We start from the raw sequence: 6,863 nt of genomic DNA, 5'->3' as shown, positions 1-6,863 counted from the left end.
GACACGGGCCGGTGCCCCGCCACGCGCGCACGCGGCGGGGCACCTCGTCGGTGCGGGTGGGTGGGCGGTCAGGCCACGTCGAGGGGACGGCCCGCGCGGTGCGCGCAGGCGTAGCAGCCGCCCTGACCGCGGCGGATGTTGTTGAGCGCGGGCGTGCCGATGTGTCCGCAGGTCATGCAGCGGCACCTCCATCGGTCCCGCACCCGTCCGGGGAAAGGCTCCAGCGGCTCCATGCCGACCGCCCGCATCTCCGCCTCGGCCGCCGCGCGGTCCACCGGGGCCCGCCCGGCGCAGGCGCGGCAGCCGCCCTTCCCGGCGCGGATCCCGAACAGCCTCGGGTGGACGGTGCGGCCGCAGACGACGTGCCGGCACAGCCATCGGACCCTGGCCCCCGGGTACGGTTCCAGCGGTTCGAAGCCCGCGGCGCGCATGTCGGCCTCGGCCTGCGCCCGGCCGGCGGCCCGTCGCCGCTCCCCCGCGGCGATGCGTCCGCAGTGGCGGCATCCCGCGCTGGCGCCTATGCGTACCGACGTGAACGTGGGTGCGACGTGGTGGGCGTTCTTCGCGCAGCGGCTGTTCCAGGCCACGTTGGCCCCCGGGTAGGGCTCCAGTGGTTCGAGTCCCGCGGCGCGCATCACCGCGACCGCGACCTCGGCGTCGATCCTTCCGGGCATGACCGCTCTCCCCCCTCGACCAGCGATCCCGCGCGCACCGAGGGGTCATTCCGGTGCGATCACGCGGATCTTCACTCCATTGGGATCGGTGACGAGCACGTCGTCACCTTCCGGTCCTTCGGTGCCGGACCGTCGCACTCCGGTCGGGGCCGCGCAGGCGGCGACCCGTTCCAACTCCCTTTGTCCGCCTTCCACCTCGAGGGTGAACCGGACCACGCTCATCGGCCGTCGCAGGGGCTCCGGGAGGGCCGGGTGCGTGGGGTCGACGAGGAGGAGTTCGCAGGGGACCGGTCCGGGCCGGCCGAGACCGACGTACCACTCCGTCTCGTCGGTGACCTTGAAGCCGAACAGGTCGGTGTAGAACGCGCGGGACTCCTCGATGCGAAAGGTGCGGATCACCGGACAGAGGCTGGTCAGCATGGAGTGCCATCTCCAGTCACGTACCGAAGGTATGCGAGCGAACTTAATGACGTACCAACGGTATGTCAACACGGGCGGTCATCCGCCCGCGCCCGCTCCACCGCGCCAACGCCCGTACACGAAAGGCCAGTTCATTTCGTAGGGCGCGGCGGGTACGGGGGTGCCCTCCGGCACGGCCAGGGCCGCGGCGTGGGTGGTGTCCGCGGGGCCGCACGGCAGGTTGCGGACGGTCCAGCCTGGCGGACGCCGGGGTGCCCCGGGCGTCTCACGGTCGCCCAGGTAGTCCCGGTCCAGCGCGCGGCCGAGGCCGGTGCCGAGGGCCTTCAGATAGGCCTCCTTGCGCGCCCAGAGGCGGCAGAACCACAGGGGACTCCCCTGCTCCGGGACCGCGGTGGCCTCGCGCCGCTCCTGCGGGTGCAGGCGTTCCAGGCACGACTCGACGGTCCGGCGGCCGGGTATCCGCTCGGCGTCCACGCCCAGGGGCACACCCGCGATCGCCACGAGCGACAGGCCCGGGCAGTGGGAGAGGGAGAAATGCGGGCCGGCCTCGCTCTCCAGGAGCACGGGCCGCCCGTGCGGTCCGCCGCATCTCGCGCACGGCGCCCGCCCGAGGAGGACGTCCACGGGGTGGCAGTCGAGGTGCGCGGCGAGCAGCAGACGCAGCGCGACATGCGTGGCGAGGTAGCGGGAACGGTCCGCGGGGCGCCGGAAGGAGCGGGCCCTGCGCCGTTCGTCCGCGTCCAGCAGCGAGAGACTCAGCGCCTCGTCCCACGGTGGCGGTCTCCGCACGGCCCACACCTGCGGCGACTCCGGATGCCTCGGCACTGCGGCCGCCATGCGCCCCCCGTTCCGCTGCCGGCGACGTGACGGTGGGGGCGTTCCCTCGTTGGCACGGCGAACGCCACCCGCGCTCGAACGACCCGTGCCCACCTCAGAACGGTGACACCATGACGCCCTCAGCCGTGACCAGCTTCTACCCGGTGATCTGCACCCCGCGGCTCCGGGAAGCCGCGGACTTCTACACGGACCTGCTCGGATTCGAGAAGACCTTCGAGAACGACTGGTACGTCAGCCTCCGCCGGCCGGAGCCCCCGTACTACGAGCTCGCCCTGGTCGACGCGGCCCACGAGACGATCCCGGACGCCTACCGCCGCCCCACTCAGGGCCTCCTGCTCAACTTCGAGGTGCCCGATGTCGACGCCGAATACGCCCGGCTCGTGGAGGAGTCCGGGCTGAAGCCCGAACTCCCCCTGCGCAGCGAGGACTTCGGGCAACGGCACTTCATCGTGGCCGCCCCCGACGGCGTCCTCGTCGACGTCATCACCCCCATCGCCCCCACCGCCGAGCACGCCGCCGCCTACGCGGAGCGCCCCGGCGCGTGAGGGCCGTGGCCGGCTCCCCGGTCAGGAGGCGGGCTGCTCCGCGGGCGTGACCGGGCTCTCGGCGGGCTCCTGGGCCTGCTCCCCGGCGCCCGTGGGCGGAGTCCTGATGACGACCGCCACGAGGACGGCCGTACCGAGCGCGAGCAGCGCGCCCACGACACCGATGACGTTCATGCCCTCGGTGAACGCCGCCCGGCCCGAGTCGACGAACGCGGCGGCCACGTCCGCCGGCAGGGCCTTCGCCGCCTGAAGCGCCTCGGCGAGGGTGTCACCGGCACCGTCCGGGATCCGCGCGGGCACGTCCACCTCGCTGCGGTACACGGCCGTGCCGACGCTGCCGAGGATCGCCACGCCGAGGGCCATGCCCAGCTCGGTGCTGGTCTCCGAGATCGCCGCCGCGGAACCCGCCTGCTCGGGCGGCGCCAAGCCGACCACGATGTCGGTGCCCAGCGCGATGAGCGGGCCGCCACCGGCGTACACGAAGGCGAAACCGGTCACGACCTGCGCGATGCCGGAGGTGCTGTCGGCGAGGGCCAGCATGAGGTGTCCCAGCGCCGACACGGCCAGGCCGACCGCGACGACGTACGCGGGCCGCACCTTGCTCGCCGCGATCGGGGACACCACGGACGTCACGATCAGCGCGAACGCCGCGGGCAGCAGGTACAGGCCGGCCTTCATCGGTGACAGGCCGCCGACGAGCTGCAGATACTGCGTCACGAACAGATAGGTGCCGCCCGCGACCAGCATGCTCAGCAGCAGCGTCACCAGGGACGTGCGGAACGCCGGGTTGCCGAACAGACGGAAGTCCAGCAGGGGGCTGTCCAGGCCGCGCTGCCGGCGCACGAACACCACGCCCATGGCCAGGCCCGCGACGAGGACCAGCAGCGGCAGCGCCGACATCCCGTCGTTGGCGATCTCCTTCAGGCCGTAGATCACGGGCAGGATCGCCGCCAGCGACAGCGCCACGCTCACCAGGTCGACCCGGCCGGCCTGCTCGTCGCGGTACTCGGGCAGCAGCATCGGACCGGCCACCAGCAGCAGCGCCATGATCGGCACCCCGAGCAGGAACACCGACCCCCACCAGAAGTACTCCAGCATGGCGCCGCCGACCACCGGGCCGAGCGCGATGCCGACGGAGAACATGGTGACCCACACGGCGATGGCCACGCCGCGCTGCCTGCCGTCCCGGAACATGTTGGTGATCAGCGCCAGCGTGGACGGCATCAGGGTGGCACCGGCGATGCCGAGCGCCGCGCGCGCCGCGATCAACGTGGCCGGGCCGTCCGCGTAGGCGGCCGCCACCGAGGCCACGCCGAAGGCGGCGCCGCCCATCAGCAGCAGCTTCCGGCGTCCGATGCGGTCGCCCAGCGACCCCATGGTCACCAGGAAGCCGGCGATGAGGAAGCCGTATATGTCGATGATCCACAGCATCTGGGCGGCCGAGGGGTTCAGCGCCTCACTGATGTGCGGGACCGCCAGGTGCAGAACGCTCACATCGATCGACAGCAGCAGCGTGGGAAGCGCCAGCACGGCCAGGCCCAGCCACTCCCGTGGCCCGGCCTGGTGGGGGGTATCGGCGATGGTGCTCAACTCGTCTCCTTCAACAGGTGCTTCGAACCGCCGCCCGGAACGGATACCGGGCGGCCGGACGCACGGGGGACCCGGCCCCCGTACGGGGTGCCCGCGTGCGGTGCGCCGGGTCGGCCGGCCACCAGGCGGTGGACGACGGCAGCGGCGGGCGCGGGCTCGTAGAGGTAGAAATGGCCGCCGGGGAACATCAGCCGCCGGAAGCCGCCGGTGGTCTCCAGGGACCACAGGTGCAGCCGCTCGGCGACGACGACGGGGTCGTCGACCGCGCCGAGCGCGAGGATGGGCACGCCGGTGCCCGACAGCGGCCGCTCGTGGTGCTCCATCGCCTCCAGGTCGGCCCGGATCGCCCGCAGCGACAGCCGGACCAGGTCGTCCCGGTCCAGCAGCTGGGGTGTCATACCGCCGATGTCCAGCAGGTGCTCCACCAGTTCGGCGTCGCTCCTGAGGTGGGCGAAGGGCGGCTCGGCGGAGAAGCACGGGGGCTGCCGCGCCGAGACGACCAGCAGCTCCGGCGCGAACCCCTTGTGCTCCATCGTGCGCGTCAGTTCGTACGCCAGCACACTGCCGAAGCTGTGCCCGACGACGGCGTACGGCAGCTCGGGCAGTTCCGCCAGGGCCGCGCCGAGCGCGTCGACGAGGGGTTCTACGCGGGTGAGCGGCCGCTCGGTGATCCGGGCGCCCCGGCCCGGCAGTTGGGCGACGACGAGTTCCACGTCCAGGGGCAGGAACCGCGCCCACGAGCGGAACACGGAGGGCCACCCGCCGGCGTGCGGGAAGGCCACCACACGGAAACGGGGCTCGAGCCGGGGGCCCACGGTGATCCACCAGTCACGCATCGGCCACCGCCCGTCCCATACCGACGTCGATGCCGGTGCCGGTGCTGGTGCCGGTGCTGGTGCTGGTGCTGGTGCCGGTCATGGTGTGGGGGTCGGAGTGGGTGTCGTCCGGTCGCCGGGCCAGCAGCGGGTGATGGGCCCTCAGATGCTCGACGACCCGGCTCTGGTGGCCCTGGAGGCGCTGGCCCGGCAGATGGTCCAGGGAGTGCAGGAACGGGTCCTGGGGGGCGGGCAGTCCGGCGATCGCGCTCGCCGTGGCGAGCACCAGCATCGGCTGGTACCACGCCGAGTAGCCGCCCTCGTGGACGAAGACGACGCGGCCCCCGGTGAGTTCGTCGGCGAGGCGGCACATCGTGGACGTCATGGCGTGGAACGTGCGGCTGGTGCACATCATGCGGCCCATCGGGTCGTGGCCACCCGCGTCGACGCCCGCCGCGACCAGGATCAGCTCGGGCCGGAACGCGCGCGCCGCGGGTTCCACGACCCGGTCGACGACGGCGAGGTAGGCGCCGTGACCCGAGCCCGGGGGCAGCGGCACGTTCAGCGTGCTGCCGGCGCCGGCCCCCGTGCCGGTCTCCATGACGTGGCCGGACGCCGCCGGGAACAGCCCGTCCTGGTGGATCGACACGTACAGCACGTCCGGGTCGTCGTAGAACACCCGCTGGATGCCGTTGCCGTGGTGCACGTCCCAGTCCAGGATCATCACCCGGCGCGCCCCGCGGCGTTGCGCGGCCCGCGCGGCGACGGCGACGTTGTTGTAGAGGCACAGGGCCATCGCCCGGTCTGGTTCCGCGTGGTGGCCCGGCGGGCGGACCAGGCAGTACGCCCGCCGGAACCGCCCGTCCAGGACCTGTTCGGCGGCCTGCACCGAGGCGCCCGCCGCGAGCCTGGCGGCATGCGCGCTGTGGTAGTTGACCTGCGCGTACACGCCGGCGTCGCCCCCGCCGGACGCCGACACCGCCTCCACGCGCTCGATGTGCTCCGGCACATGCACCAGGAGCAGGTCCTCGTCGGTGGCGGGCGTCGGCGTCACGCACGTGTACCGGTCCAGCACTCCGGACGCCTTGACCAGCCCCTCGGCCCGGCGCAGATCGGGGTCGACCGCGAACTGCCGGAGCGGTTCGACACCAGGGCCGACGGGCACGTACCCCGAGCCGGGCCCGGGGTCGTGCCAGAAGCACATCTCGTGGCTGTACCACGCGAGGTCGGACGTGTTCACCCGGCGGACACACCCAGCGAGGCGCGGCTGACGCCGGAGACCTTCTCGATGTACTGGAGGTAGTACTCGCGCTCCTCGTCCGGGGTGCGCTTGGCCCGGAACGTCGTCTCCAGCAGGTCGAGGACCTCACCGGTCCGCCCCGAGGTGAGCGGCTGTTCGGCGACCTCCTCCTCGACGGCGCGGATGCGCGCGGCCGGCTCCACCACGCCCTTGGTGTGCTCGTCCTGGTCGGTGTTGTGGTTGCGGGTCGAGGCGATGGTCTTCAGCACCGCCGAGAAGAACGCCGTCTTGTCGATGTCCGCCATGTCGGTTCCCCCTTGCTCGTCGTGTGTGCGTGCGACGTGCCGTGCCACCCGGCCGACGCGGCTTCCCGCCGCGTGTCCGGGACGTGTGTCAGGTGATGAGGCCACAGGCGCGGCCTGCTTTCTCCAGCGTCGTGACGGCCGTGTCCAGGTCCGCCTCGGAGTGGCTGAGGTTGACGATGGTCCGCAGCCTCGGCAGCGTGCGCGGCACCGCCGGGTAGACGATCGGCTGCACGAACAGCCCGTCCTGCTGGCACATGCGGGCCATGGCGCCCGCCTGTTCGGCGCTGCGGCAGATGACCGGCACGACGGGCGTCTCACCGGTGAGCGTGTCGAAGCCGAGTGCCCGCAGCCGCTCCCGGTAGCGGGTGGTCCTGGCCCGTAGTTCGCGCGGCAGTTCGGGCGCGGCGTCGATCACCTCGATGGCCGCCCGGGCGGCC

General features: G+C 72.7%; 9 protein-coding genes. 1 reads left to right on the top strand and 8 read right to left on the bottom strand.

What is annotated here, in order from left to right:
- Nucleotides 1-68 precede the first annotated feature (68 nt).
- The 3 genes from AOK23_RS41295 to AOK23_RS41285 form a co-directional block, all read right to left on the bottom strand.
- Entirely contained in the window at nucleotides 69-674 is a 606-nt protein-coding gene (locus tag AOK23_RS41295; RefSeq protein WP_055717540.1) for a hypothetical protein, read from the bottom strand.
- A 45-nt stretch (nucleotides 675-719) separates the two neighbouring features.
- On the bottom strand, nucleotides 720-1,073 hold the full coding sequence (locus AOK23_RS41290; RefSeq protein WP_240496810.1) for a VOC family protein: 354 nt from the start codon (nucleotides 1,071-1,073) through the stop codon (nucleotides 720-722).
- Nucleotides 1,074-1,172: 99 nt separating this feature from the next.
- Nucleotides 1,173-1,883, bottom strand: a complete 711-nt coding sequence (locus AOK23_RS41285; RefSeq protein WP_157878314.1) for a 4'-phosphopantetheinyl transferase family protein — start codon at nucleotides 1,881-1,883, stop codon at nucleotides 1,173-1,175.
- A gap of 158 nt (nucleotides 1,884-2,041) precedes the next feature.
- On the opposite strand from AOK23_RS41285, the gene AOK23_RS41280 reads away from it, so the two are divergent.
- Complete coding sequence (locus AOK23_RS41280) at nucleotides 2,042-2,476, top strand: VOC family protein (RefSeq protein ID WP_055717537.1); 435 nt, start codon at nucleotides 2,042-2,044, stop codon at nucleotides 2,474-2,476.
- A 21-nt stretch (nucleotides 2,477-2,497) separates the two neighbouring features.
- Here AOK23_RS41280 and AOK23_RS41275 read toward each other — a convergent pair whose 3' ends face one another.
- The 5 genes from AOK23_RS41275 to AOK23_RS41255 form a co-directional block, all read right to left on the bottom strand.
- The gene (locus tag AOK23_RS41275; RefSeq protein ID WP_055717536.1) at nucleotides 2,498-4,066 is read right to left on the bottom strand and encodes an MFS transporter; all 1,569 of its coding nucleotides are present in this window, start codon (nucleotides 4,064-4,066) and stop codon (nucleotides 2,498-2,500) included.
- Nucleotides 4,063-4,902, bottom strand: a complete 840-nt coding sequence (locus AOK23_RS41270) for a thioesterase II family protein (RefSeq protein WP_055717535.1) — start codon at nucleotides 4,900-4,902, stop codon at nucleotides 4,063-4,065. The genes AOK23_RS41275 and AOK23_RS41270 overlap by 4 nt, the downstream gene beginning before the upstream one ends.
- Nucleotides 4,895-6,121, bottom strand: coding sequence for a class II histone deacetylase (locus AOK23_RS41265; protein ID WP_240496809.1), 1,227 nt, complete (start codon nucleotides 6,119-6,121; stop codon nucleotides 4,895-4,897). The genes AOK23_RS41270 and AOK23_RS41265 overlap by 8 nt, the downstream gene beginning before the upstream one ends.
- Entirely contained in the window at nucleotides 6,118-6,426 is a 309-nt protein-coding gene (locus AOK23_RS41260; protein ID WP_055717534.1) for a hypothetical protein, read from the bottom strand. The genes AOK23_RS41265 and AOK23_RS41260 overlap by 4 nt, the downstream gene beginning before the upstream one ends.
- Nucleotides 6,427-6,514: 88 nt before the next feature.
- A partial coding sequence (locus tag AOK23_RS41255) for an aminotransferase class I/II-fold pyridoxal phosphate-dependent enzyme (RefSeq protein WP_157878313.1) occupies nucleotides 6,515-6,863 on the bottom strand: 349 nt, incomplete at its 5' end.

It is taken from the genome of Streptomyces torulosus, assembly GCF_001419765.1.
In the GTDB taxonomy this organism is placed as follows: domain Bacteria; phylum Actinomycetota; class Actinomycetes; order Streptomycetales; family Streptomycetaceae; genus Streptomyces; species Streptomyces torulosus.
This window is presented reverse-complemented; position numbering and strand designations above follow the sequence as displayed.

What these genes read in the sequence shown, in the direction of transcription:
- AOK23_RS41280 (WP_055717537.1), top strand. Translation starts at nt 2,042, where the DNA reads ATGACGCCCTCAGCCGTGACCAGCTTCTACCCGGTGATCTGCACCCCG.
- AOK23_RS41295 (WP_055717540.1), bottom strand. Translation starts at nt 674, where the DNA reads ATGCCCGGAAGGATCGACGCCGAGGTCGCGGTCGCGGTGATGCGCGCC.
- AOK23_RS41270 (WP_055717535.1), bottom strand. Translation starts at nt 4,902, where the DNA reads ATGCGTGACTGGTGGATCACCGTGGGCCCCCGGCTCGAGCCCCGTTTC.
- AOK23_RS41260 (WP_055717534.1), bottom strand. Translation starts at nt 6,426, where the DNA reads ATGGCGGACATCGACAAGACGGCGTTCTTCTCGGCGGTGCTGAAGACC.